The organism is Brevibacterium sp. XM4083 (genome assembly GCF_006489205.2).
GTDB lineage: Bacteria > Actinomycetota > Actinomycetes > Actinomycetales > Brevibacteriaceae > Brevibacterium.
Genome location: NZ_VFYR02000002.1, coordinates 131,409 through 157,160, shown reverse-complemented (window position 1 = coordinate 157,160; position 25,752 = coordinate 131,409). Strand labels below are relative to the sequence as shown.

The window sequence follows — 25,752 nt, the reverse complement described above, 5'->3', positions numbered from 1 at the left end:
TCGTAGCCGAGATCGCACGGCGTTCATGACAGAATGACGACAGTACACATGACTTGATGCGGAGGTCGCCAGACAGTGCCCCAATACAACCTCACCCGCGACGAAGCACGTTCGCGGTCGTCCCACATTGACGTCACGAGCTACGAGCACACGCTCATCCTCACCGGTCGCGGGGACTCGTTCCGGGTGCGGTCCCGGATCCGCTTCACCGCCGATCCGGATGCGACGACCTTCATCGACGCGATCACCGCGAGCGTCGAACGGATCGTGCTCAACGGCCTCGACCTCGAACTCGCCGAGGTCGTCGCCCCCTCCCGCATCACCCTGCCGGGACTCGCGGCGGAGAACGAGCTCGTCATCGACGCCCACTTCTCCTATATGAACACGGGTGAGGGCCTCCACCGCTTCGTCGATCCGATCGACGACGAGGTCTACCTCTACTCCCAGTTCGAGGTGCCCGACGCCCGCCGCGTCTTCCCCGTCTTCGAACAGCCCGACCTCAAGGCCCCGTTCTCCTTCACCGTCGTCGCCCCCGAGCACTGGACGGTCGTCTCGAACTCCCCGACACCGACCCCCGGCGATCCGGCCGAGACCTTCGCCGACCTCGGCGAGGAGGCCGCCGAGGGCATGGCCGTGTGGCAGTTCGCCCCGACGACGCCGATCTCCTCCTACATCACCGCGATCATCGCCGGACCCTACCGCAGCGTCCACTCCGAACTCGTCTCCTCCGACGGACAGCCGGTGCCGCTGGGCCTCTACTGCCGGGAGTCGCTCTTCGAATACCTCGACTCCGACACCCTCTTCAGGATCACCCGCGCCGGCTTCGAGTTCTTCGAACGCGAGTTCGGCGTGCCCTACCCGTTCGAGAAGTACGATCAGCTCTTCGTCCCCGAGTTCAACGCCGGGGCGATGGAGAACGCCGGGGCCGTGACGATCCTCGAGAACTACATCTTCCGCTCCCGTCCCACCGAGGCCCTCGTCGAGCGCCGCACCGTCACCGTCCTCCACGAGCTCGCGCACATGTGGTTCGGCGATCTCGTGACGATGAAGTGGTGGAACGACCTCTGGCTCAACGAGTCCTTCGCCGAGTTCATGTCGACGCTCGCGACAGCCGAGGCGACGAAGTACACCGAGGCGTGGACGACGTTCGCGACGATCGAGAAGTCGTGGGCCTACCGCCAGGATCAGCTGCCGAGCACGCATCCGATCGTCGCTCCCATCGAGGATCTTGCCGATGTCGAGGTCAACTTCGACGGCATCACGTATGCCAAGGGCGCCTCGGTGCTCAAGCAGCTCGTCGCCTGGGTCGGCCGGGCCGAGTTCTTCGCCGGACTCGCCCAGTACTTCGAGAAGCATGCGTGGGCGAACACGGAGCTTGACGACCTGCTGCGCGAACTCGAGGCGACGAGCGGACGGGACCTCGCGACGTGGTCGAAGCTGTGGCTCGAGGAGTCCGGCGTCAACCTCATCGAAGCGAGCGTCGAGACCGCTCCCGCCGACACCGACGAGGAGTCCGAGACCGTCACGCGCCTGCAGGTGACGCAGAAGCCGTGGATCATCGAGGGCCAGCCGGTGCCGTCCCTGCGTCCGCATCGCCTCGCGATCGGGTTCTACTCCGAGAACGCGGAGGGCCGGCTCGTGCGCACGCATGCCTTCCCGCTCGACCTCGACTCCGCCGAGACGGACGTGCCCGAGGCCGTGGGACTGCCCAAGCCCGACGTCATCGTCGTCAACGACGCCGACCTCACGTACGCGAAGGTCCGCTTCGATCCCGAGAGCATGCGGGTCGCGGCAGAGCGGCTGAGCGACTTCGACGATTCCCTCACCCAGCTGATCGTGCTCAGCACCCTGTGGGACTCCGTGCGCGACGGCGAGCTGCCGGCCGGCGTCTACATCGAGACCCTGCTCAACCACCTCGGGGCGATCACCCACTCCTCCGGTCTGCTCACGCAGATGCGCCAGCTCGAGACGGCCGTCGGGGCCTACCTGCCGCCGGCCGAGCGGGCACAGGCGCACACCCGCGTCGCCGACCGCCTCGGCGAGCTCTTCGCATCGGCCCCGGCCGGATCGGATCAGGCGTTCCAGTTCCTCCGCGGAGTCATCCGGCACGCCCAGTCACCGGCGCAGATCGACGGGCTGCGGCAGTGGCTCGACGCCGCCGAGGTCGGCGGCATCACGATCGACACGGACCTGAAGTGGGAGCTGCTCATCGCGCTGTCGAACCACGATGCGATCGCCGAGTCCGCGATCGCGGACATGGCCGCCGAGGATCCCAGCGCCACCGGACAGCGGCAGGCCGCGACCGCACGGGCCGCCAGGGCCACCTCGGCGGCGAAGTCGCAGGCCTTCACCCGGATGATCGACGAGGTCGACCTGCCGAACTCTGAGCTCGGGGCCCTGGCCACCGGGTTCGCGATGGGACTGCAGACCGACACCGGTGAGCTCATCGCCGCCGAGGCGCCCCTCCTCGACTTCGCGACCGAGTACTTCCAGCGGGTCTCGGGCTGGTGGGAGACCCGGACGCTCGAGATGGCACAGACGATGACGCTCAGGCTCTTCCCGCCGGCCACCGACCACACCGTGGCCCAGGCGACGGCGTGGCTGACCGATCATCCGGCGGCGCCGAAGGGACTGCTGCGGCTGATGCGGGAGAACCTCGCCGACGCGCAGCGGGCCCTGACGGCTCAGGAGACGTCCAGCATGGTTGAGGACCCGTCCAAGATCGCTCGCTAGGCTCGAGGGCATCATGACTTCTGATTCTCTCGAGACCACTCTGCTCGCCGCCTCGCAGATCGATTGGGCGTTCCTCCTCGACGTCCCGCTGCGGGTCACCCTCATCATCGTCGGCGCGCTCATCATCAACTTCCTCATGCGCATCGTCATCCGCCGCTTCGCCGCGAGCGTGGCGAAGGGCACCGTCGGCAGCTCGAAGTCGACGTCGCGGTTCTCCACCTCGGCGATGGAGTCGCAGTTCACCGGCATCGACCAGGCGACGATCAGGGAGCGGCGCGCCCAGCGCGCGCAGACCGTGGGACGGATGCTCTCCTCGGTGACCTCGATCGTCATCGCCGTCGTCGCGAGCCTCATCGTCCTCTCCGAACTCAACTTCAACGTCGGGCCGATCCTCGCCTCGGCGGGTATCGCGGGTGTCGCGATCGGCTTCGGCGCGCAGGCGCTCGTCAAGGACTACCTGTCGGGCTTCTTCATGGTCATCGAGGACCAGTACGGGATCGGTGACTCCGTCGACCTCGGCGAGGCGATCGGCACCGTCGAGGACGTCGGTCTGCGCACCACCCAGGTCCGCGGCCTCGACGGGACCCTGTGGCATGTGCGCAACGGTGAGATCCTCCGCGTCGGCAACCAGTCGCAGGGCTGGGCGCGTGCCGTCCTCGACATCCCCGTCGCGTACAACACCTCGGTGGCGACGTATTCGAAGGTCATCGCCGATACGACGAAGGTCATCGAGGAGGATCCGGAGATCGCCGATGCGATCCTCGAGCCGCCCGAGATCTGGGGAGTGGAGTCCCTGTCGGCGCAGTCGCAGGTCATCCGCACGGTGCTCAAGACGAAGCCGAACCAGCAGTGGAAGGTCGCGCGCGCCTTCCGTGCCGAGCTCAAGCGCCAGATGGACAAGTACGGCATCCACATCCCGATCACCCAGGAGACGGTCTTCCGCACCCTGCCCGACCCCACCGAGGCGGCGAAGATCAAGGCGACCAACGACGCCGAGGACGACTCCGAGGACCACGACCGGGAGTCCGCCTCGGCCGGCGGTTCGGGCAAGTCCCCGGCGCCCGGTCGGGCCTCCGGCGGCCGCTCGACGGGCAGCCGCTCAGGTGCCGGACACAAGGGCACCGGCAACCCCGACGGAAGGAAGCGATGAGCTCAGAGACGATCTTCGACGCGGTCGGCGGCCATCCGACTTTCACCCGGCTCGTCGACGCGTTCTACGCCAATGTCGCCGCCGACGAACCGCTCATCAGCATGTATCCGGAGGGCCACGACCTCACGGGGGCCAAGCACCGGCTCCAGATGTTCCTCGAGCAGTACTTCGGCGGGCCGACGACGTATCAGGAGGAACGGGGCCACCCGCGTCTGCGGATGCGCCACTTCCCGTTCCCCGTCGACTTCGACGCCCGGGATCGCTGGCTGCGGGCGATGCGCGGGGCGCTCGACGAAGTCGACCTGCCGCCCCTCTACGACGAGGTGTTCTGGGACTACTTCCAGCGCGCCGCCACCGCGATGGTCAACACGAACAGCACCGGAGCCTGAGGCCGCGGCTCACGGCGGTGGGCACGGTGCGCGTCGTGCGCACGGCGTTGCTCGGGTCGACGCGGCGTGCGCGGCTCGCGACTGGTGCGCGCCCTGTTCTGCGCACGGCGCCCGTTGCGGCTCACCTCGGTATGCAGGGCTCTGTTCAGCACCAGAGCCGTGCGAACCAGGGTGAGCCCTCGCGTGGTCGCGCTCCCCTGCCGGTTGCCTCAGGCGGCCGTCTGCCTCGGGCTGCCGGTTGCCTCAGGCGGCCTTCCGGGTGAGGAGGTGGCCGCCGGGGGTGACGACGCGCAGCCAGCCGGCGGATTCCATGACCGGGCAGGCGGCGCTCGCCGACGGCGGGAGGAAGCGGAGGCCCGCGGCGGCGAAGGCGAGGCCCGCCGGCACCGTCGTCCCGTGGTCGCCCGTCAGCGGCGCCGCCCATACCCGCGCCCGAAGCGCTTTGACCGCATGCGAGCCCGCCCCGTCGGGGGTGCCGTCGGCGACCCCGGCGATCCCCGCCTCGGCGCCGGCGATGAGGGCGGACGGGGCGATCGTGTCCGTCTGCTCCCACGGGCCCCGAGGCGGGGCGATGCCGGCCCAGGAGACGAGCATCGACGTCGGCGGCAGCGGAAGGCTAGTGCCGTTCTCCGCGCGGGCGAAGCGGTCGGCCAGCGCCGCGAGCGGGACGACCTCGTCGAGGCCGTCGAGTTCGGGGGAATCGAGCCGCTGCATCCGCATCGCGAGCACGAGCGGGGTCGAATCGCCGATCCCGTGTGGGAAGAGCGGGGCGACGGTGAGGACGAGGACCTCCGAGGCGACCTGCAGGCGCATCGCCCCGTCGGGGTCGAGTCGGTGCGCCAGCGAGGTGAACGCGGCGAGGTCGGACAGGGCCTTCTCATCGGCGATCTCGAGGGTCGTCATCGGCGCAGGCTCCGCATCCGCGCGGGGGCGCGCACGACCGACTCGAGGGCGACGATCTCGTCCTCGCTCAGGCGCCGCGGACGGCCGCTGGCCTGGTCGACGAAGACGATGACGGTCTCGGCGACCGTGTAGACCAGCGAGCCGTCGGGTTCGACGACGACGTAGCTGATCGTCACCGAGGCGGGCCGCACCTCGCTGATGACGAGATCGACGGCGATCGGACCGGGACGGTAGCTGATCGGGGCGCGGTATTCGATGGCGTGCGAGGCGACGAGGAGTTCGGTCGTCGCCGAGGCGGCACCGAAGACCTCGGGCATCGGAAGACCGGAGACCACCTCGGCGGCGCCGTAGTCTCCCGCCCGGACGGCGGCGTCACGGCTCTGCGTCGGGGACCCCAGCGCTCGGACGCGGGCCTCTTCGAGGAGCCGGAGCTGGACGACGTTGTTGACGTGTCCGTAGGCGTCCATATCACCCCATCGCAGTTCGAGGAGGACTCGGGTGAATTCGTCGAGAAGGGGGTTCGCAGCGCCTGAGTGCATGATCCCATGATGCCATCCCGCTGGGCCCAGCCTGTGACCGGGCGACTCAATCGAACACGCAGGTGGCTCACCTGACCGGATCACCCGCGGACCGACTCGAACTGCCTGGTTGCCGGCGGTGGTGCGATGCGTCTCCTCGCAGGTCGCACGGTGCCCGGGTAGGATCGAGACGATGCCCGACCCCGTCCTCCTGGAGGCCCATGTGAGTGAGACCGAGCCGACCCTGGCCGAGGCGAATGTCGCCCGCCTGCACGAACTCCTCGAATTGAGGAAGGTCGCCGTGGACGAGTCGACGCGGGAGTCGGATCACTTCATCGGGCCGAGCCAGTACAAGCCCGACGGCCGCGTCTTCGGCGGTCAGGTGCTCGCGCAGTGCATCGTCGCGGCCGCCGCGACCCTGCCCGCCGACCGGCTCATCCACTCTCTGCACGGCTATTTCCTGCGGGCCGGCGACGTCGCCGAGCCCATCGAGTTCGGCGTCGAACGCCTCCGCGACGGCCGGTCCTTCTCCGCCCGGCGCGTCCACGCTTATCAGAAGGACGTGCCGATCCTCTCGCTCATCGCCTCGTTCCAGGACGAGCAGCCGGGATTCGAGCACTCCGAGCCGATGCCGGCGGGAATCCCCGGCCCGGAGGACAGCCCCGATCTGCGGGAGCTGCTCGCCGCCGACGATTCCCTGCGCGTGACCGAATGGTTCAATCGGCGCCCCTTCGACATCCGTCCCGTCGAGCCCTTCGGCGTTCCCGGTGCCGGGGACGTCGACTCGGAGCTGCCCGAGCAGCACGTGTGGTTCCGCGCGAGCGCGCACTTCGGCGACGACCCCGTGCTCAATGCGGCGGCCCTGGCCTATGCCAGCGACTTCAATCTCCTCGAACCGGTGCTGCGCAAACATGACCTCACGTGGGCCACCCCCGGGCTACGGGTCGCGAGTCTCGACCATGCGATGTGGTGGCATCGGCGCGTCCACGTCGACGACTGGATGCTCTACGTCCAGGAATCGCCGGCGGCCCGCGGCGGTCGCGGTCTCGGCTACGGGCGGATCTTCTCCCGCGACGGCGAGCTCCTCGCCACCGTCGCGCAGGAGGGCATGGTCCGCGTCAAGGACATGCCGTGAGCGATGACAAGACCGCGATGATCGAGGTCCTCGCCTCGATCCTCAGTCGCCTCGTCAACGTCGCCCTGTGCCTCGTGCTCACCTCGATCGCCCTGCTCGTCCTCCGAGACCGCACGGATCTCCACATCGGACTCGTCGCGATCCTCGCGCTCGTCCTCGGCATCCTCGGCACGTTCGTCGTCCGGTACCTGCTCACGCTCTTCCACCGCATGTGGCGCAAGCTCTTCGACCGCTTCGAACCCGGTGCCGGCCCGCGCTCATAGACGGACCGGCCGCTCACGCACGAAGGCCCCGGCATGATGCCGGGGCCTTCGTGTCGTCAGTCCGTCAGTCGCGGGTCAGGCGACGATGGGTGACGCGGTGCGGACGGGCCGCATCCTCCCCGAGGCGTTCGACCTTGTTCTTCTCGTAGGCTTCGAAGTTGCCCTCGAACCAGTACCACTGAGCCGGGTCCTCGTCGTTGCCCTCCCACGCGAGGATGTGCGTGGCGACGCGGTCGAGGAACCAGCGGTCGTGGGAGACGACGACGGCGCAGCCGGGGAACTCGAGCAGAGCGTTCTCGAGTGATCCCAGGGTCTCGACGTCGAGGTCGTTCGTCGGCTCGTCGAGGAGGAGCAGGTTGCCGCCCTGCTTGAGCGTGAGCGCGAGGTTGAGGCGGTTGCGCTCACCACCGGAGAGCACTCCGGCCTTCTTCTGCTGGTCGGGGCCCTTGAAGCCGAACGCGGAGACGTAGGCGCGCGACGGCATCTCGACGGCGCCGACCTGGATGAAGTCGAGTCCGTCGGAGACGACCTCCCACAGCGACTTCTCCGGGTCGATGCCCCCACGGGACTGGTCGACGTAGGAGATCTTCACGGTCTCGCCGACCTTGAGGTTGCCGTTGTCGAGCTCTTCGAGTCCGACGATCGTCTTGAACAGCGTCGACTTGCCGACGCCGTTGGGGCCGATGACTCCGACGATGCCGTTGCGCGGCAGCGAGAAGCTCAGTCCGTCGATGAGCAGGCGGCCGTCGAAGCCCTTCTCGAGGTCCTTGGCTTCGATGACGATGTCGCCGAGGCGGGGGCCGGCCGGGATCTGGATCTCTTCGAAGTCGAGCTTGCGCGTCTTCTCGGCCTCGGCTGCCATCTCCTCGTAGCGGGCGAGGCGGGCCTTCGACTTCGTCTGCTTGGCCTTCGGGTTCGATCGCACCCATTCGAGTTCGTCCTTGAGGCGCTTGGCGAGCTTCGCGTCCTTCTTGCCTTGGACCTGCAGGCGCTCGCGCTTCTTCTCGAGGTAGGTCGAGTAGTTGCCCTCGTAGGGGTAGAGGTGGCCGCGGTCGACCTCGGCGATCCATTCGGCGACATGGTCGAGGAAGTAGCGGTCGTGGGTGATGGCGATGACGGCACCGGGGTAGGACTTGAGGTGCTGCTCGAGCCAGAGCACGGATTCGGCGTCGAGGTGGTTCGTCGGCTCGTCGAGGAGGAGCAGGTCGGGCTTCTCCAGCAGCAGCTTGCACAGCGCCACACGGCGGCGCTCACCACCGGAGAGGACGCTGACGTCGGCGTCGGGCGGCGGGCAGCGCAGCGCATCCATGGCCTGTTCGAGCTGCGAGTCGAGGTCCCACGCGTCAGCGGCGTCGATGGCCTCCTGCAGCTTGCCCATCTCCTCCATGAGGGCGTCGAAGTCCGCGTCGGGGTTCGCCATCTCCTCGGAGATCTCGTTGTAGCGGTCGAGCTTCGCCTTGATCTCGGCGACACCCTCTTCGACGTTGCCGAGCACGGTCTTGTTCTCGTTGAGCGGGGGCTCCTGCATGAGGATGCCCACCGTGTAGCCGGGGCTGAGCCGGGCTTCGCCGTTCGACGGCTGTTCGAGGCCGGCCATGATCTTGAGGATCGTCGACTTGCCGGCGCCGTTGGGGCCGACCATGCCGATCTTCGCCCCCGGATAGAAGGACATCGACACGTCGTCGAGGATGACTTTGTCACCGTGCGCCTTGCGCGCCTTGTGCATGGTGTAAATGAATTCGGCCATAGTGGCCCCAGATTATCGGTTGGCGCGCCTCCGCGCCAAACGCATCAGCCTCCGCCGAGCGACGGTCCGTCCGAGCTCGACGAGCCCTCCTCACCACCGCCGGAGCCCGACGACGACCCGCTCGAATCCGACGACCCGCTCGAATCCGACGAGCCGCTCGAGGAGGAGCCTCCGGAGCCCGACGACCCTGAGGAGTCGCTCGAACCCGACGAGCTGTCCGGGCTGGGGGTCTCCGCGTCGTCACCGGTGATGTTCTCACCCGGGAGGTGTCCGGCGCCGTTGTCGTCGCCGTCCTCATCGCGCATCTCCCCCTCGGGCGCCTCGACGCCTTCGGGTCGGTCGACCTTGCCGAGCAGGCAGGCCCCTGTCGACTCCGAGGGCGGCATGAGCTCGGCCGTGGCCTTGCCGGCACGGATCTCACCGACGACGCAGCCCTTCTTCGTCTTCACCCCGAAGACCTTCGAGGGCACCTCATTGCCCAGCGGCGATTCGTCGAGGGTGGCCTCGAGCTGCTCCGGCTTGTATCCGGCGTCGATCATCGTGTCGAAGAACTTCTTCGTCGACGGCACGGATTCGGAGTCACCGGTCAGCGGTTCGACCGCCTTGATGACCTTGTCGACCTCGGCCTCGGGCTTGGCCGACGTCGTCGCCGGCGCCGGTTCCGCATTGTCGTCCTGTCCGAGCAGCGAGCAGCCGGACAGGGCGATGGTCAGGGCTGCGACACCCAGGAGGGGAACGACACGCATGGATCACCTTGGGGAGGACGACGACGAACGTTCTCACTCTAGCCGATTCCGGCCTCAGACCGCGCGGACGACGTCGCCCCGAGTCTCCACCCGGTCCCGCACGGGTCAGAACGGAGCCGCGGCGGCTGCCGTCGCCTCGGCGATCGCGGGATCCTTCCCCTGACCGTCCTCCGGGCCGGTGTCGGTGTCCTCGCCGGTCTCATCGGGATCGGTGTCCTCGCCGCCCGCGTACGACCCGTGCGCCGTCTCGGACGGCACCGCGGCAGGCGACCAGCCGGCGGCACCGTCTGCGCTCTCGCCGTCCGGCCCCGCGAGGTCGGGTCCCTCCCCCACGGCGTCGGGGACAGTCCCCTCCCCGCCAGCACCGACGCCGGACGGGTCGGTCGTCGCAGGCCGCCCGGCCTCGCCGGGTTCCGGGAGCCCACCCCAGCCTGACGTCGCCTGAGCGTCACCGGCCGGCTCGGCCGGCCGCGGTCGCGTCGTCGCTGACTTCCGATAGTGCGCCGTGCCGAAGCGCAGATCGGGGCCGATGTGATCGGCGATGACCGTCGGTGCGATCCCGGTCCGCTCTCCGCTGGCCCACTCGCGATTGCGCAGGTGTCCCTGGACGAGCACTGTCGTGCCCTGCTCGACCGATGTGCCGACGTTGCTGGCCAGGGTGCCGTAGCAGTCGACGCCGAACCACGAGGTGCCGTCCTCGACGAATTCGCCGGTCGACTTGTCGAGCTTCCAGTGATTGACGGCGAGCCGGAACGACGCACAGGGGCGTCCGGTGGGCAGGGTTCTCAGATTCGGGACGGTCGCGACGGTGCCGCAGACGTTGATGGGGATGGTCGACATTGCTTCCTCGCTTCTCTTCGCACGGTCGGCGAGAAGCGATCGGGAGTCTCCTGCCTCGTCAGGTCGTTTCCCGCCGTGGGGATTCCAGCGAAGCGCGCGCCGCCGTGTTCTGTCGAGGGTGCGACGATGCCCTGTGGACAGCGCTCGGCCGTCCACAGGGCATCTGCACGCAAGTCGTGTCGCCTGTGAGCTCGAGTCTCAGGCGAGTCTCTCGTACGCGTCGCGGTGCTCGGCGATGACCGCGTTGACCGGCTGCAGATAGGAGCTCTGCGCGGCCTGGGCGACGGCGGTGCGCAGCTCGCGGTCGACCGCCTCGGCGGCTTCGTCTGCCCCTTTGTTCCGCGCATTGCGGGCGATCACCGAGGTGATGACGGAGCCGAGGATCCCGACGACGAGGAGCCCGATGACGACGGCCCATATCCACCCCGGAAGGGCCCCGGGAACGGCGAACGTCAGGGCCGTGACGACGATGAGACCGAGGAGTCCGATGACCGTGGCGACGAAGAACACGATCTGGAGGAAGCCGGCGAACGACCACCAGCCGGGCCTGCGACGCTCGATGTCCACAGCCGTGACGGCCGAGTCGAGGGTGTCGGCGAGCTGGTTCGTGCTCTGCTTCTCCGCCTCGGCCGCGGCAGTCTGCCACGGACGCGGCAGCGTCGCAACGGATTCGGTGATGAGATCGTGGGCCATCAGCCGGACCTGCGAGCTCTGCGTCTTGCTCGTCGCCGGCACCGAGGCTCGGATGAGCTCGTCGCGGGTCAGACCGTGCTTCGCCCCGAGCGGGTCGGGTGCGTTGCGCTGCATCCAGGCGAGAAGCGGATACCCGGTGCGCTTGTAGGCGCGGCGGATGTAGTCGTCGTGAACGGTCTGCGCGACGGCCTCGACACCGGCGGCCTCGGACATCGTCTCGACGAGGTGGGAGGCACCGGGCAGCTCGTCCGGAGTGGCGACCGGGTCGCCGAGCTCCGCCCTGATCCGGCGGGCCATCGCCTGCATGTCGGAGAGCAGGCGTTCGGCTGCGGCCTGCTTCGAGTCGAGGGTGTCGGCGAGGATCGACCGCAGCTGCGGGATGCCCTCACGGGTCACGGCTGAGGACAGGCGCACCTCGGTGTCGGTGAGTCCGTCCTCGGCGAGCAGCTGCCGGAGATGATCGGCGGCGGCCTTCTGCTCCTCGGGGCTGAGCTTGTCGACCTGGTTGAGCACGACGACCATGTTCGAGCTGTTCTCCGCGAGCTTCGTCAGGTACTCCGAGTGGAGGGAGAAGTCCGCGTACTTCTGCGGGTCGACGACCCAGAACACGACGTCGACGAGCCCGACGAGGCGGTCGGATTCGACGCGGTGCTCCACTGCCGTCGAATCGTGGTCGGGCAGGTCGAGGAGGATGAGCCCGTGGAGGCGGCGCTGGTCGTCGCCGTCGAGCGCGGACTCACGCCACGTGCGGCTGCGCTCGGGGACTTTGAGCCAGTCGAGGATCTCCCGGCCGCCCTCTCCCCAGACGCACGCGGTGGGCCGGGAGGTCGTGGGACGGCGGACGCCGACCCGGGCGATGTCGAGGCCGGCGACGGCGTTGAAGAGCGAGGACTTGCCCGACCCCGTCGACCCGGCGAAGGCGACGACGGTGAAGTCCTCGCCGAGGTCGAGGCGATCGTCGGCGCGTTCGAGCAGGCTCTGGGCGTCGGCGCGGACGTCGGGGCTGACCTTGTCGGGGTCGAGCGCGAGCGAGTGGCGGATGGCCTCGGCCAGCCGTCGGATCTCGGACTGTGCCGAATCGTTCACAATGCCTCCTCGAGGCGGGCACCGGCGGTCCGGAGGGCTCCGGACTGTCGCGTGGGCACCGCTGTCAGTCGTAGTGCGCTGTCGAATGGGACACGGCAGTCACCGACGATGCCGGCAGCCGCGGTGAGGAAGCGGTCCCTGATCGAGGCGATGAGGCTGACAGCCTCCTGTTCGCCGAAGATCGTTCCCGCGAGGTTGAGGGCGACCCCGGGACCGGTGGTCTGCGCGTCCGTGGCCCGGGCGTGCTGAGGGTCCCAGAAGGTCGCGTATTCGAGGACCGCGCACACGCCGTTGACGCCGAAGGAGAGAATCCGCGCCTTCGACTTCTTTCCCTGACCGATGTCGCGGACCAGGGCGTTGACCTCGTTCGACCAACCGCTCACGGCCTCTTTGACCCGGTCCTCGAGTTCGCTGGTCGGGGCGCGCAGGCCCGGATCGGATTCGACGAGGGCGGCGCCGGCCGGGGTCCGGCCCCAGTCGTCGACGACCCCGTCGACGACGTCGACGGCGGCTTCGCGCAGGGAGATCGCGGCACTGCGCAGGATCGCGATGTGCAGCGGCGAGGCGGCATCGTGTTTGCCCGTCACGGCGGCGGAGATCCGGTCGCGCATGCGGGCCATCGTCGGCTCGAGACCGCGGAAGAGCTGTCCGGTGCCGACGAAGTCCTGCCACCGGGCGTTGACCGCGCCCTGGAGGATCCGACCGTCGGAGACGACCGTGGCCAGGCCGTCATGGGCGGCGCGGAAGCGTTCGTCGACGATGCGGGCGAGCTGGGCGTGTGCCTCCTCCTGGGATTCGGCGCAGGAGGCGAGGGTGTCGACGCGGGACGGGAGCGCGGCGATCGATCCGGTGAGGGTGCGTCGCCGGATCCGGTTCCGGGATTCGGCTTCCGAGCTCACCTCCTGGATCCACGAGCGGATCGGGTAGACGGCCGTGTGCGGGAGCAGACCGTCCTCAAGCGGGAGTTCGGCGACGGAGAAGATCGGCGACTGGGCCAGTCCCGCCTCGGAGAGGAGATGGGAGAGGTGGTGGCGGACTTCACGGTTGGCCTCCGGCGGCACCCGGTCGAGGACGATGGCCACCGAGGTGCTCCGCTGCGCGGCCTCGCGCAGCAGCGTCCACGGCGCGGCGTCGGCGTAGCGGTTGGCGGTGGTGACGAAGAGCCAGAGGTCGGCGCACATGAGGATGCGGCGGGCGAGGTCCCGGTTCGCCTCGGCGATCGAGTCGATGTCGGGGCAGTCGAGGATCGCGGTGCCCGGGGCGATGTCGGCATCGGGGATGAGGACGAGCGCCGGGGTCGGCGAGGCCGGGTCGGTGCTGCGCGGCAGATCGGCGAGGAAGGTCTGGGCTTCGAAGTGCTTCGCGTCGGCGGGGTTGTGGATGACGATCGGGTTCGCCGTCGTCGGGCGGCGCACGCCGGCAGGGCTGACCACGCGTCCGATGAGCGAGTTGACGAGCGTCGATTTGCCGGCGCCGGTGGATCCGCCGACGGCGATGAGGAACGGTGCGGGAGCGCGGTTGATCCGCGGGAGGATGAAGTCGGTCATCTCAGCCGAGAGCGATCCGAGCAGACGGCGCCCCTCGGCCGCGTCGTCGGTCTGCAGGGTGAAGCGGGTTTCGGAGATCCTCTTCGCGATATCGGCGAGAGCTCCGCCCACTGGTGGCGTCACGGCATTTCCGCTGTCTGTCATCACGCATCCACTTTCCACGTTTTCACAGCTGAGCTCCACCAGGCACGCCGTGACGAGCGACAATTGCCCTGGACTGTGCGCCCCCGGCGGGGCTCGAACCCGCGACCTACCGCTTAGAAGGCGGTTGCTCTATCCGACTGAGCTACGGAGGCCCCCACATCGTAACCGATCGCCGCCGGGCAGACGAAAGCGGCCCCGCACTCCCCCGCCTGGTCAGATGACCGGGCGGCGGGTGCGGGACCGCTGAGGTGTCGTCAGCTCAGTGGGTGTTGCCGGCCTTCTCGAGCGTCTTGCGCACCGTGACGATCGCCAGGATGACGACGCCGGTCAGGGCGAGGATGACGGCGAGGGCTTCGACGCCGAAGGCCACTTCGGCCGCGAGCGGAATGAAGCCGGCGATCATGAACCCGAGCAGGGCGATCATGGTCAGAGCAGTGGCTGTGGTGAAATACGCGGATCCGTTCTTCATGGGTCATCCTCCTTCTTCCTGAATACGACGATAGACCCGTTGGGCGCGCATGTCACCGATTACTCGTCGGAAAGTTTCCTCCGCGCCTCGAGCGCGTCTTCGAGGCGGTCGACCTTCGCCTCGATCTCCCCGTCGTGACCTGGCCGGATGTCGGCCTTGATGACCAGGGAGATGCGGGAGCCGAACGGTGCGACCGCCTCGGTGGCGCGCTTGACGACGTCGAAGACCTCGTCCCATTCGCCCTCGATCTCGGTGAACATGCTCGTCGTGCGGTTGGGCAGCCCGGAGGCGCGAACGACCTCGACGGCCGCCGCGACGGCCTCGTGGACGGAGCCGTCGCTGCGGCCGGTGCCCGAAGGGGCGACGGAGAATGCGAGAAGCATGGTGGTGCCTTCCTGTGGTCGTGGTTGGTCTGCTGTCGTGGTCGGTGTCGTCAGTTCGGGGCCGAGGAAACGCTGCGGCGGTGCTCCGGTCAGCTCGCCGAGGCGGGTCAGACGGGCGCCAAGGCGTGGGGCTCGCCGTCCGGCAGCTCGACGGTCACCGCGTCCCCGGGTCGCACCGTGCCGCTGGTCGAGACGATGCCCATGACACCGGCCAGGCGCACAGTCTGGCCCTCGTCGTCGCGGAAGACGACCTGCCCCAGCAGTCCGGGGGCCAGTCCGTCGATCTGCGCGCACGGATTGCGCAGACCGGTGAGCGTGACGACGGCCTCCCCGATGCCCAGGCGCGTGCCCACGGGCAGCGCGAGGAGATCGAGGCCGAGCGTCGTGATGTTCTCACCGAGCTGCCCGGGGCCGACGGTGAACCCGGCGGCGCCGAGGCGGTCGAAGAGCTCCGCGTGGAGAAGATGGACCTGGCGGAGGTTGGGCGCCGACGGCGTACGGGCGAGACGGGAGCGATGCCGGACGGTGACGCCGGCGTGCGCGTCACCGCGCACGCCGATGCCCTCGACGAGCTCGATCGCGTCACGGACAGGCTTCGAGAACGCATGCTCCGCATCGCTGCTGACACTCACCACGCGCGCCGCCGCCATCGGACCTCAGCTCTGGGCGGGAACGGTGATGATGAGCGAATCGCCCTGGCCGCCGCCGCCGCACAGCGCCGCGACACCGGTGCCGCCGCCTCGGCGCTGGAGTTCGAGGGCGAGCGTGAGGACGATGCGGGCCCCGGAGGCTCCGATCGGGTGGCCAAGTGCGATCGCACCGCCGTTGACATTGACCTTCTCGGGATCGAGGCCGAGGTCCTGCGTGCTCGCGAGACCGACGGCGGCGAACGCCTCGTTGATCTCGTAGAGGTCGAACGAGTCGGGAGCGACGCCCTCCTTCTCAGCGGCCGCACGGATCGCCTGCGAGGGCTGGTGCTGGAGGGTCGAGTCCGGTCCGGCGGTCCATCCGTGCGCGCGGATCTCGGCGAGGATCGGCGCACCGAGCTCCTCGGCCTTCTCCTTCGACATGACGACGACGGCGGCCGCACCGTCGGAGATCTGCGAGGCGTTGCCCGCGGTGATCGCCCCGTCCTTGCGGAAGGCCGGACGCAGCTTCGCCATCGACTCGGGCGTCGTGTCCGGGCGCACGCCCTCGTCGTCGGTCACCGTCGTCTCGCCCTTGCGGCTGGTGATCGTCACGGGCACGACCTCGTTCTCGAAGACGCCGGACTCCCACCCGGCCGCGGCGCGCTGGTGCGATTGCGCGGCGAACGCGTCCTGCTGCTCACGGCTGAACTCGGAATCGCCCTTGTTCGCCTCGTCGGTCAGCCCGCCCATCGCCTGGTCGGTGAACGCGTCCCAGAGTCCGTCGTAGTCCATGTGGTCCTTGGCGACGACATCGCCGTACTTATAGCCGGCCCGCGACTTCTCGAGCAGATGCGGGGCCAGCGTCATCGACTCCTGTCCGCCGGCGACGACGACGTCGTACTCCCCGGCGCGCACGAGCTGTGCGGCCTGCGTGATCGCGTTGATCCCCGAGAGGCAGAGCTTGTTGATCGTGATCGCGGGAACGCTCATCGGGATGCCCGCCTGAGCCGCGGCCTGACGTGCCGGACCCTGGCCGAGGCCGGCCTGGAGCACCTGTCCCATGATGACGTACTCGACCTCATCTCCGGAGATCCCCGCGCGATCGAGGGCCCCCTTGATCGCGGCGGCGCCGAGGTCGACCGCGGTCTGCGATCCCAGGGCTCCCGAGAGCTTGCCGAACGGCGTGCGCGCGCCGGAGACGATCACTGCTTCAGTCATGTTTCCTCCTTGATCAAGGATGTCCTCGCCCCGAGCAGGTGCTGCACGGCGGTGAGCTGCTTGCACCCAGGGTAACCGAGCCCTCTGTGGCACTGATCACTGGGGTGCCGCGGGGGCGTTCGGCCCCGCCTCTGACGCCGGTGGAGCATCGTTCCTGCTCGCCGAGGCGGCCCCTCGATCCACTCGCTGCAGCTGTTGTGCGCGGGGTCACCGGACCGGCGCACAGTCCCGTCCCGACCGCCGGATTCGGACACAACACTCATCTTGAGTCCGATAGAGTGGGGAGCGCGCAGGCACGACAACATCCCCTTGAGACGACAGGAGTCAGCTTCAGTGACGCCCACCGAAGAATTCCGCACAGCGATGCGCGGGTACGAGAAGAGCGAAGTCGATTCCCGACTGCAGCAGCTGCGCACGGAGATCGAATCCGTGCGAAAGGCGCTGTCGGATGCCCGCAGTCAGGTCATCAACGCCGATCGAGCGAAGCTCCAGATCGCCGGTGAGCTGTCCGAGGCGAAGGCACAGCTGAAGAAGGCGGCCAATGAGAACGCCGAGGCGGCCGGTCCTCCCGGATCCCGCATCGACCATCTCCTGAAGATCGCCGAATCCCAGGCCCGCGAGACGCTTGCCCAGGCGAACTCCGATGCCGAGACGATCCGCAACAAGGCCCGCGCCGAGGCGGCGTCAGCCCGCGCTCGGATGCGCACCGAGAGCAACGACACCCTCAGCAGCGCCCGCTCCGAAGCCGACGCGATCATCAGCTCCGCGGAGCTGCGCGCCGAGGAGGCCGTGAAGTCGGCGGAGAACCGCGCTGCCGAGCTCAAAGCCACCGCCGAGCGCGAGTCCCTCCAGTCCAAGGAGGCCAACGACGCCGCGTCGAAGGAGGCCCGCGAGAGCCTCGAGCACGAGATCGCCGAACTCCGCGCCGCCGCCGAGAAGGAGGCCACCGACCTCCGGGCCGAGGCCAAGACCCAGGCCGATGAGACCATCGCCGCAGCGCAGGCCCAGGCCGATGAGCTCCTCGCGTCCGCGAAGTCCCGCGACGAGGCGTCGAAGAAGGCCGCGAACGACCTCGAGGTCGAACTCGCCGCCAAGCGCAAGGACGCAGAGGCCGAGCGGAAGAAGCGCTACGACACCGCGCAGACGGAGAACAAGAAGCTCATCGAGGAGGCCCAGGCCCGCGCGGCCAAGGCCGACACCGATGCGAAGACTGCCGCCGAGCGCGCCGAGACCACGCGTGCCGATGCCGTGAAGAAGGCCGACGAGATCATCGCCGACGGCAAGGCCCGGGCGCAGACGCTCATCTCCGAGGCGCGCGCCACGGCCGAGGCGACGATCGAGGAGTCCGCGGCCGAGGCCAAGCGCAACGTCGCCTCGGCGCAGTCGCAGGTCGATCTGCTCACGAAGCAGCGCAAGACGATCACCGCGCAGCTCGACCAGCTCCGCTCGCTCTTCGCGATGCCCGGTGTGATGGGCGGCGACGCCGTCGATCCGGCGAAGGCCGAAGCCGCGACGCATGCGACCGAGCAGATCGCCGATGGGGAGACGCTCGCCGACCTCCTCGCCGCCGACGCCGCTGAGGAGCAGGACGCCGCGAAGAAGAACGCCGACGCGAAGGCAGGCTCCGCCAAGGGAGCCGCAGCCGCAGGTGCGGCGGACAAGGGCTCCGCGGACAAGAGCGCGGCAGAGAAAGCCGGTGCCGACCAGGGCGGTGCGACAGCTGCCCAGAGGGCGAAGGCGACCGCCGACGATACGGTCACCGCCGAGGCGGAATCGGTCGAGTCCGATGTCGACACTTCGGAGCTGCCCAACGGCGCCACCGATGACAAGACGATCGCGATCGACGCCCAGGTCTCCGGCGGCACGTCGGGGACGCAGGGCTCGGGGGGAGCCGCTTCGGCGAACGAAGGCGCGGGACGGTCGAAGGCCGCCCGCACGCGCAACTCTCTGCGCTGAGTCCGCGCTTCACGGACTGAAACGCTCCCGTCTGAGAGCGATCGCTCGCCTGAGCGCGGCGCGGACGTGAAAGGGGACCCACCGCGGTGGGTCCCCTTTCACGTGTCCGGTGCGCTGTCGTCAGCGGAACTTCTCGAAGCAGCGGATGTGCCAGTGCCGGCGCGCGTCGACGCCGATGTCGATGCCGTGAGGGGCGCTCTGCCGCCACGCGACGATATGCGCCGTCGCTGCCGACACGTTCTGACCGCAGCCGGGACAGACATAGACCTTGCCGCTGGCATTGCCGGCGACCTGCTGGACCGACCACGTGCCGTCGGGCAGATCACGGCTGCGGCGCAGGCCGCCGACGGACTCCGAGAGGTCCCGGCCGGGAGTGCTCCACTTGTTCCGGCGACGCGAGGAGTTCGATCGTGGCATAAGCCGATTCTCTCACGTAGTGTGTGACGGGTGCGCCTCGTGATAGCTGAATGCTCTGTTGACTATGCCGGTCGTCTGACCGCCCATCTGCCCATGGCCACCCGCCTCATCATGCTCAAGGCCGATGGTTCGATCCTCATCCACTCCGACGGCGGATCGTACAAACCGCTCAACTGGATGACTCCCCCGTGCTCGGTCCAGATCGCACCGGCGACCGAGGAGCAGGCCGAGGCAGGGCTGCGCGAAGTGTGGACGGTCTCCCAGGCGAAGACCGGGGACCGACTCGTCATCTCCGTCGCCGAGGTCCTCTCCGATTCCAGCCACGACCTCGGCGTCGATCCCGGACTCGTCAAGGACGGCGTCGAAGCCCACCTTCAGGAGCTCCTCGCCGAGCACATCCACACCCTCGGCACGGGCTACAGCCTGGTCCGCCGCGAGTACATGACGGCGATCGGGCCGGTCGACATCCTCGCTCGCGACGCGGCGCAGAAGTCCGTCGCCGTCGAGATCAAGCGCCGCGGCGACATCGACGGCGTCGAACAGCTCACCCGCTACCTCGAGCTGATGAATCGCGACCCGCTGCTCTCGCCGGTCACCGGCGTCTTCGCCGCGCAGGAGATCAAACCGCAGGCACGCACCCTCGCCGAGGACCGCGGCATCCGCTGCGTCGTCCTCGACTACGATGCCCTGCGCGGGATGGACGACCCGGAGACGCGCCTCTTCTGACCGCCTCGGCGCCCATTCCCGCCGATCCAGCGTTAGTGCGGATGGCGGGCCGGGCACGCCCCGCTATCCGCGCTGCGCCTTGACCGACGACTGAATCGCCCTCACTGCGCGCCGTGAATCGGGCCTGCGAGTCGGTCTCGCGCGGCGATCTCCGTCTCGCGGATCCGCACCGCCTCTTTGATCCTGAGGAAGAGGTCTGCCCTGAAGAGGTCGGCCCATCGAATGCGGAAGACCATCCACCCCTCGTTCCGCAGGGCGTACTCCCGCTTCCGTTCGCGTTCGAAGGCTCGGTGCGGATCACCGTCATCGATGTAGTACTTGCCGGCGCCATCGAACTCGGCAATGACTTTGACTGCTTCGTTGCCGAAGTCGGACCGAGCGAGGAAGCGGCCATCGGCGTCGCAGATGACGAGTTGCGGCTCGAAGCCCGGTATCGAATACTCGACGAATCGAACGGCGCAGATCGACTCCGCCACCGTTTCACGCCGTCCGTCGATGTTCTCCAGCACCGCTGAGATCCGCGACTGGCGGGTCCGCACAGGATGCGCCAATTGGTGCGCTCGGAACTCCTCGCGAGACACCTGCCCCAAGCGCACCGCGGCATCCGCAACAGCCACGGCGAACGCCAACGGACAATCCCTGGCGACATCGAGGAGCGTCTGCACCACCGTCGTCACCGGAATCCCGTCGACGATCTCGATGGTGTCGGGCTGAAGGGACCGTCGGCGGATCACGAGATCCCTCTGGCGGACCGAGCTGCGAGGGCTCGCGACTTCGACGTACACCTCACCCTTATCGACATACGGCACGGGCAGGCCGTGGACGAGCAGCGCACTGCGATGGGAGAACACTGCGTCATGCGGCAGGTCGGGGACGAATGACCGGACGAGAATCCTCAGATCCTCTCCGCGCTTGAGCATCCCCGTGGTCTCATGGGGCAACGCGGTCTCCTCCGCCTCCGCGATCGCTGCGACGAAAGCGTGCGACGGATTGTCGCACGCACGCGTGACGACCTATCGTCCCCGCCGGAGTCGCCGCAGGCAGCAATCGACGGCAGATCTGATCTGATGGGAGTTCCAGCCCGCCGCCACCAGATCCGAAGTCTCCAAGCACGCAAACATGCAATCGAGCATGGAACAAAACGCATCCGAAACGCAAGAGCATCAAAATGCCCTGTGGATAACTACTGAGCGGCGAACGCGCCTGTGGACAGTCAAACGGCACGAGTACGCCGGAGGTGTCGGTCACGGCGTAGCGCTGATAGCCAGGCGTGCAACACCGGCGATCCGCGCTCAGCCTGGAGTGAGCTCCCGGGTGGTGTCGGTCACGGCGTGGCGCGGATAGCCAGGCGTGCAACACCGGCGATCCGCGCTCAGCCTGGAGTGAGCGCCCGGGTGGTGTCGGTCACGGCGTGGCGCGGATAGCCAGGCGTGCAACACCGGCGATCCGCGCTCAGCCTGGAGTGAGCTCGCGGATGTGCGGGAACTCTCGAAACGTGCTGGCGGGCTTGACCGACAGGCGGCTTGAGCGACGACCGATGAGTCGCCGCACCGTGCGAGTGGGAGCTCAGTCGAAGCTGAGGCGGTCGGCGCGGCTGACGCGGACGATGTCGGCGCCGAGCGCCTGGAGCTTCTGCACGAAGCCCTCGTAGCCGCGGTCGATGTGATCGACTCCGGAGACCTCGGTGATCCCGGCCGCCCGCAGACCGGCGAGGACGAGACCGGCACCGGCGCGGATGTCGGAGGCCTCCACCTCGGCGCCGGAGAGCTCATCGACCCCGGTGATGAGGGCATGATTGCCGTCGACGCGGACCTTCGCGCCGAGGCGGGCGACCTCCTGGACGAAGCGCCAGCGCGCCTCGAAGAGGTTCTCCGAGAGCAGCCCGACGCCGTCGGAGACCGAGTTGAGCGCAATGACGAAGGGCTGGAGATCGGTCGGGAAGCCCGGAAACGGCATCGTCGCGACGCGGATCGCGTGGGGACGCTCGGGACCGATGACGCGGAAGCCCTTGCCCTGCGTGCCGTCGCCCAGGGTGATGTCGCCGAGGTCGTCGACCGTCGCGCCGGTGTCGCGGAGTTTGATCGCGACGTTGGGCATGATGTCGAGGCCGACCCCGCGCACCATGACGTCTCCCCCGCTCAGCGCGGCGGCGAACGCGTAGGTGCCGGCGACGATGCGGTCGCCGACGGTGCGGTGCTCGACCGGATGCAGCGCGTCGACGCCGGTGATCGTGAGATCCGCGGTGCCGATCCCCTCGATCCGAGCACCCATCTCGACGAGCATGAGGCAGATGTCGACGATCTCCGGCTCCTTCGCCGCGTTCGCGATCGTCGTCACGCCCGAGGCCAGGGTCGCTGCCATGACGAGGTTCTCCGTGGCACCCACGGAGGGGAAATCGAGGGCGATGTCCGTGCCGGTCAGGCCGCCGGGGGCCTCGGCGACGAAGTAGCCGTGCTCGAGGCGCACATGGGCGCCGAGGGCTTCGAGTCCGGCCTGGTGCATGTCGAGGCCGCGGGAGCCGATCGCATCGCCGCCGGGCAGCGCGACGTGCGCCGAGTGCATCCGCGCCGTCAGCGGTCCGAGGACGGAGATCGAGGCCCGCATCGCGCGGACGAGTTCGTAGTCGGCTTGGATCCCCACCTCGGCGGGGACGTCGATGCTGACGATTCCGGCCTCGGCATCGTAGTCGACGGTGCATCCGAGGCGGCTGAGGAGTTCGACCATGATCCGCACATCGAGGATCGCGGGAACGTTCGTGATCGTCGTCTTGCCGACGGCGAGCAGACTCGCCGCCATGAGCTTGAGAACGCTGTTCTTCGCACCGCGCACGTCGACGGTGCCGCGCAGCTGCGTGGGGCCGGTGAGGCGGAAGACTTCCATCAGGTGAACCGTCCCATCGTCGGATTGAAGCCGGGGGGCGAGGACTCGAGCCACGAGGCCATCGTCGACAGCGACTCGGTGTCCATCGCCAGTGAGACATTGCGCGGGCGCCCGTCGGCCTTGCCGTACGAGCAGTCGACGACGACCGCATCGGGGAGCACCGAGTACTGCTCCCCCGAGGTGGGCTTGCGCCGCACGAGGATGTCGAGGTCGGCGCGCGGCAGACGCACTGCCGCGCGCCGGTTGAGAGCGAACACGGGATACCAGTCGAGCGAGCTGACGGCGAACACCGCGACGCCCAAACGCCAACGTGGGCGGGAACTGGATTCCTCGCCCACGTTGATCGAACAGTCAAAGGCACCCGACAACTTCGAGATCGACCTGCGCCGGATCGTCACGACGACGATGAGGGCAAGAGCCAGTCCCACCAGCGAAAGCAGAACGATGAGCAGGACGGAAGGGTTCACGGTTGCCAAGTGTAATTGACTGATCAGAGAAGTTCGGCCTGATCAGCCGCAATGATGACGCGATTGTTCTCGACCGAGAGGAATCCCCCGTCGGCCTGCACGCGGACGGTCTCGTCCGAGGTCGTGAGAATCCTCGCCTCACCATCGGCCACGACCCCGAGAACGGGTTCGTGACCGGGCAGGATGCCGATCTCGCCGTCCAGGGTGCGGGCGATGACGCGCTTGGCCTCACCGACCCACACCTCCTGGTCGGCTGCGACGACGTTGACATCGAGGACTGCCATGGCTTACTTCTTCTGCAGTTCTTCGTAGTTGCGCATGACATCGTCCATGCCGCCGACGTTGAAGAAGCACTGCTCCGGAATGTAGTCGACCTCACCGGAGACGATCTTCGCGAAGCCCGCGACGGTGTCGGCCACGGGAACAGTCGAACCGGGAACACCCGTGAACTTCTCAGCGGTGTACGTGTTCTGCGAGAGGAACTGCTCGATGCGGCGGGCACGGTGGACGACGAGCTTGTCCTCTTCCGAGAGCTCGTCGACGCCGAGGATCGCGATGATGTCCTGCAGCTCCTTGTTCTTCTGCAGGATCGCCTTGACCTCGTTGGCCACGCGGTAGTGCTCCTCGCCGACGACCAGCGGGTCGAGGATGCGCGAGGACGAGGTCAGCGGGTCGATCGCGGGGTAGAGACCACGCGAGGCGATGTCACGGTTGAGCTCGGTCGTCGCATCGAGGTGAGCGAACGTCGTCGCCGGAGCCGGGTCGGTGTAGTCGTCGGCCGGGACGTAGATCGCCTGCATCGAGGTGATCGAGTGACCGCGCGTCGAGGTGATGCGCTCCTGGAGCACACCCATCTCATCGGCGAGGTTGGGCTGGTAGCCCACTGCCGAGGGCATGCGGCCGAGCAGCGTCGAGACCTCGGAACCGGCCTGGGTGAAGCGGAAGATGTTGTCGATGAACAGGAGGACGTCCTGGTTCGCGACATCGCGGAAGTACTCCGCCATCGTCAGCCCGGCCAGGGCCACGCGCAGACGCGTGCCCGGCGGCTCGTCCATCTGACCGAAGACGAGGGCGGTGTCGCCGAAGACGCCGGCTTCGTCCATCTCGAAGATGAGGTCGTTGCCCTCACGGGTGCGCTCACCCACACCGGCGAACACCGAGGTGCCGTTGTGGTTGTGCGCGATGCGGTAGATCATCTCCTGGATGAGGACGGTCTTGCCCACACCCGCGCCGCCGAAGAGGCCGATCTTTCCACCCTGGACGTACGGGGTGAGCAGGTCGATGCTCTTGATGCCGGTCTCGAGGACCTCCTGCTTCGACTCGAGTTCGTCGAAGGCCGGAGCGGGACGGTGGATCGGCCAGCGCTCGGTGATGTCGAGTTCCTCGCCGGGGGCGAGGTTGAGGCAGTCACCGGTGGTGTTCCACACGTGGCCCTTGGTGACGTCGCCGACGGGCACCGAGATCGGCGCGCCGGTGTCGACGACTTCCTGGCCGCGGACGAGGCCGTCGGTCGGCTGCAGGGACACGGCGCGGACGATGCCGTTGCCGAGGTGGAGGCTGGTCTCGAAGGTGAGCTTGCGCGTGCCCTCCGAGAGCTCAACCGTCGTGGTCAGTGCGTTGTAGATCTCCGGCACGGAATCGAGCGGGAACTCGACGTCGACGACCGGGCCGATGACCCGGGAAATGCGACCGAGGGCTGTGCCCTGTGCCGGGGAGTTATCCGTAACTGTGGCAGTCATGGTCTCTTTCTTCTCTGCTCGTACCGGTCAGTCGCCGGCTGCCGATGCCGCAAGGGCGTCGGCCCCACCGACGATCTCGGTGAGTTCCTGGGTGATTTCCGCCTGACGGGCCGAGTTGGCCAGCCGGGTGTAGGTCTTGATGAGGTCGTCGGCGTTGTCCGTCGCCGTCTTCATCGCCGCCTGACGCGAGGCCTGTTCGGACGCCGAGGCGGACAGCAGTGCCGAGAGGATGCGCGAGTCGATGTACCGCGGCAGGAGGGCGTCGAGGACGGCCTCCGCGCTCGGTTCGAACTCGTAGAGCGGCATCGTGCCGGCATCCGACCCGCCGCCTCCGGTGCTGCCCGAGGTCGTCGCCTCGTCGGCGTCGACGACTTCGAGCGGCAGCAGGCGCCGGTACTCGGGATCGTGCTTGACCGAGGAGACGAATCGCGTGAAGACCATGTAGATCTCCTGGACCCCGCCGTCACCGGCGTCGGTCTCGAAAGCCTTGAGCAGCGCCTCGCCGATCTTCCGGGCGTCTTCGGCGGTCGGGTTCTCCGAGAACCCGGTCCACGCCTCGACGATCGGACGATCGCGGAACGTGTAGTAGCTCTCGGCCTTGCCGCCGACAGTGTAGAGCGCGACCTCCTTGCCCTCCTGCTTGAGCAGGCGGACGAGTTCCTCGGACTCCCGGATGAGGTTGGCGGAGTAGGCTCCGGCGAAGCCTCGGTCCGGACCGATGACGAGCACCGCGGCGCGGGTGACATGGTCCGGCTCCGAGGTCAGCACATGGTCGACGTTCGATTCGCTCGCGACGGCGGAGACAGCGCGGGTCAGGGCGTTGGCATACGGGCTGGCCGCCTGCGAACGCGCGATCGCCTTCTGAATCCGGGACGCGGCGATGAGCTCCATGGCCTTGAAGATCTTCCTCAAGGACTGAGTCGAGCGGATCTTCTGTTTGAAGACCCTCTGCTGGGCTCCCATCAGTTCTTCCT

25 protein-coding genes and 1 tRNA gene are annotated in these 25,752 nt (G+C 68.2%); 7 read left to right on the top strand and 19 right to left on the bottom strand.

Annotation, left to right across the window (positions count from 1 at the left end):
* Positions 1–75 precede the first annotated feature (75 nt).
* The 3 genes from pepN to FJ887_RS06445 are packed head-to-tail and all read left to right on the top strand — an operon-like array spanning position 76 to position 4,272.
* Entirely contained in the window at positions 76–2,733 is a 2,658-nt protein-coding gene (pepN, locus tag FJ887_RS06455) for an aminopeptidase N (protein ID WP_140955128.1), read from the top strand.
* Positions 2,734–2,746: 13 nt separating this feature from the next.
* The gene (locus FJ887_RS06450; protein ID WP_140955129.1) at positions 2,747–3,883 is read left to right on the top strand and encodes a mechanosensitive ion channel family protein; all 1,137 of its coding nucleotides are present in this window, start codon (positions 2,747–2,749) and stop codon (positions 3,881–3,883) included.
* Positions 3,880–4,272 carry a globin gene (locus FJ887_RS06445; protein WP_140955130.1) on the top strand — a complete coding sequence of 131 codons (393 nt, stop codon included), beginning with the start codon at positions 3,880–3,882 and terminating at the stop codon, positions 4,270–4,272. The genes FJ887_RS06450 and FJ887_RS06445 overlap by 4 nt, the downstream gene beginning before the upstream one ends.
* Positions 4,273–4,515: 243 nt before the next feature.
* On the opposite strand, the gene FJ887_RS06440 is transcribed toward FJ887_RS06445, so the two are convergent.
* Both FJ887_RS06440 and FJ887_RS06435 read right to left on the bottom strand, forming a co-directional pair.
* Positions 4,516–5,175 (bottom strand): DUF8185 domain-containing protein, encoded by a 660-nt coding sequence (locus FJ887_RS06440; protein ID WP_140955131.1) that lies wholly within the window; start codon positions 5,173–5,175, stop codon positions 4,516–4,518.
* The gene (locus FJ887_RS06435) at positions 5,172–5,714 is read right to left on the bottom strand and encodes an acyl-CoA thioesterase (RefSeq protein ID WP_140955132.1); all 543 of its coding nucleotides are present in this window, start codon (positions 5,712–5,714) and stop codon (positions 5,172–5,174) included. The genes FJ887_RS06440 and FJ887_RS06435 overlap by 4 nt, the downstream gene beginning before the upstream one ends.
* A 172-nt stretch (positions 5,715–5,886) precedes the next feature.
* Here FJ887_RS06435 and FJ887_RS06430 point away from each other — a divergent pair, with 172 nt between their 5' ends.
* Complete coding sequence (locus tag FJ887_RS06430; RefSeq protein ID WP_140955133.1) at positions 5,887–6,828, top strand: acyl-CoA thioesterase; 942 nt, start codon at positions 5,887–5,889, stop codon at positions 6,826–6,828.
* Positions 6,825–7,091, top strand: a complete 267-nt coding sequence (locus FJ887_RS06425; protein ID WP_140955134.1) for a hypothetical protein — start codon at positions 6,825–6,827, stop codon at positions 7,089–7,091. The genes FJ887_RS06430 and FJ887_RS06425 overlap by 4 nt, the downstream gene beginning before the upstream one ends.
* Before the next feature lie 64 nt (positions 7,092–7,155).
* Here FJ887_RS06425 and ettA read toward each other — a convergent pair whose 3' ends face one another.
* The 10 genes from ettA to FJ887_RS06375 all read right to left on the bottom strand — a co-directional run bounded on the left by ettA (position 7,156) and on the right by FJ887_RS06375 (position 16,593).
* Positions 7,156–8,838 carry an energy-dependent translational throttle protein EttA gene (gene ettA, locus FJ887_RS06420; RefSeq protein WP_137826330.1) on the bottom strand — a complete coding sequence of 561 codons (1,683 nt, stop codon included), beginning with the start codon at positions 8,836–8,838 and terminating at the stop codon, positions 7,156–7,158.
* A gap of 44 nt (positions 8,839–8,882) precedes the next feature.
* The gene (locus tag FJ887_RS06415) at positions 8,883–9,584 is read right to left on the bottom strand and encodes a DUF6993 domain-containing protein (protein ID WP_140955135.1); all 702 of its coding nucleotides are present in this window, start codon (positions 9,582–9,584) and stop codon (positions 8,883–8,885) included.
* Between the two features lie 105 nt (positions 9,585–9,689).
* Positions 9,690–10,424 carry a single-stranded DNA-binding protein gene (locus FJ887_RS06410; protein ID WP_140955136.1) on the bottom strand — a complete coding sequence of 245 codons (735 nt, stop codon included), beginning with the start codon at positions 10,422–10,424 and terminating at the stop codon, positions 9,690–9,692.
* 198 nt (positions 10,425–10,622) lie between these two features.
* A complete protein-coding gene (locus FJ887_RS06405; RefSeq protein ID WP_140955137.1) occupies positions 10,623–12,203 on the bottom strand; it encodes a GTPase in 1,581 nt (526 codons plus the stop codon).
* Complete coding sequence (locus FJ887_RS06400) at positions 12,200–13,894, bottom strand: dynamin family protein (RefSeq protein ID WP_249356811.1); 1,695 nt, start codon at positions 13,892–13,894, stop codon at positions 12,200–12,202. Before FJ887_RS06400 ends, FJ887_RS06405 begins: the two co-directional genes overlap by 4 nt.
* A 78-nt stretch (positions 13,895–13,972) precedes the next feature.
* Positions 13,973–14,046 (bottom strand) — tRNA-Arg (locus FJ887_RS06395).
* Positions 14,047–14,153: 107 nt separating this feature from the next.
* On the bottom strand, positions 14,154–14,363 hold the full coding sequence (locus FJ887_RS06390; protein ID WP_137825944.1) for a hypothetical protein: 210 nt from the start codon (positions 14,361–14,363) through the stop codon (positions 14,154–14,156).
* Between the two features lie 59 nt (positions 14,364–14,422).
* Entirely contained in the window at positions 14,423–14,746 is a 324-nt protein-coding gene (locus tag FJ887_RS06385) for a thiamine-binding protein (protein ID WP_137825943.1), read from the bottom strand.
* Positions 14,747–14,853: 107 nt separating this feature from the next.
* Complete coding sequence (locus FJ887_RS06380; protein WP_137825942.1) at positions 14,854–15,396, bottom strand: MOSC domain-containing protein; 543 nt, start codon at positions 15,394–15,396, stop codon at positions 14,854–14,856.
* A 6-nt stretch (positions 15,397–15,402) separates the two neighbouring features.
* Complete coding sequence (locus FJ887_RS06375) at positions 15,403–16,593, bottom strand: acetyl-CoA C-acetyltransferase (protein WP_137825941.1); 1,191 nt, start codon at positions 16,591–16,593, stop codon at positions 15,403–15,405.
* A 333-nt stretch (positions 16,594–16,926) separates the two neighbouring features.
* Here FJ887_RS06375 and FJ887_RS06370 point away from each other — a divergent pair, with 333 nt between their 5' ends.
* Positions 16,927–18,549 carry a coiled-coil domain-containing protein gene (locus FJ887_RS06370; RefSeq protein WP_137825940.1) on the top strand — a complete coding sequence of 541 codons (1,623 nt, stop codon included), beginning with the start codon at positions 16,927–16,929 and terminating at the stop codon, positions 18,547–18,549.
* A 120-nt stretch (positions 18,550–18,669) separates the two neighbouring features.
* Here the strand turns inward: FJ887_RS06370 and FJ887_RS06365 are convergent, their stop codons facing one another.
* Entirely contained in the window at positions 18,670–18,966 is a 297-nt protein-coding gene (locus FJ887_RS06365) for an Rv1322 family protein (RefSeq protein ID WP_249356810.1), read from the bottom strand.
* Positions 18,967–18,996: 30 nt separating this feature from the next.
* On the opposite strand from FJ887_RS06365, the gene nucS reads away from it, so the two are divergent.
* Positions 18,997–19,692, top strand: a complete 696-nt coding sequence (gene nucS / locus FJ887_RS06360; protein ID WP_137825939.1) for an endonuclease NucS — start codon at positions 18,997–18,999, stop codon at positions 19,690–19,692.
* Positions 19,693–19,793: 101 nt separating this feature from the next.
* Here nucS and FJ887_RS06355 read toward each other — a convergent pair whose 3' ends face one another.
* From FJ887_RS06355 to FJ887_RS06330, 6 genes are all read right to left on the bottom strand, one after another.
* Positions 19,794–20,612 carry a type IV toxin-antitoxin system AbiEi family antitoxin gene (locus FJ887_RS06355; protein WP_502799915.1) on the bottom strand — a complete coding sequence of 273 codons (819 nt, stop codon included), beginning with the start codon at positions 20,610–20,612 and terminating at the stop codon, positions 19,794–19,796.
* Between the two features lie 646 nt (positions 20,613–21,258).
* Positions 21,259–22,572 (bottom strand): UDP-N-acetylglucosamine 1-carboxyvinyltransferase, encoded by a 1,314-nt coding sequence (gene murA, locus FJ887_RS06350; RefSeq protein ID WP_140955139.1) that lies wholly within the window; start codon positions 22,570–22,572, stop codon positions 21,259–21,261.
* Complete coding sequence (locus FJ887_RS06345; RefSeq protein ID WP_137825948.1) at positions 22,572–23,039, bottom strand: DUF2550 domain-containing protein; 468 nt, start codon at positions 23,037–23,039, stop codon at positions 22,572–22,574. Before FJ887_RS06345 ends, murA begins: the two co-directional genes overlap by 1 nt.
* Positions 23,040–23,062: 23 nt before the next feature.
* The gene (locus FJ887_RS06340) at positions 23,063–23,323 is read right to left on the bottom strand and encodes a F0F1 ATP synthase subunit epsilon (RefSeq protein WP_137825936.1); all 261 of its coding nucleotides are present in this window, start codon (positions 23,321–23,323) and stop codon (positions 23,063–23,065) included.
* A gap of 3 nt (positions 23,324–23,326) precedes the next feature.
* On the bottom strand, positions 23,327–24,778 hold the full coding sequence (atpD, locus tag FJ887_RS06335; protein ID WP_140955140.1) for a F0F1 ATP synthase subunit beta: 1,452 nt from the start codon (positions 24,776–24,778) through the stop codon (positions 23,327–23,329).
* Positions 24,779–24,805: 27 nt separating this feature from the next.
* A complete protein-coding gene (locus FJ887_RS06330; protein ID WP_140955141.1) occupies positions 24,806–25,741 on the bottom strand; it encodes a F0F1 ATP synthase subunit gamma in 936 nt (311 codons plus the stop codon).
* Positions 25,742–25,752 lie beyond the last annotated feature (11 nt).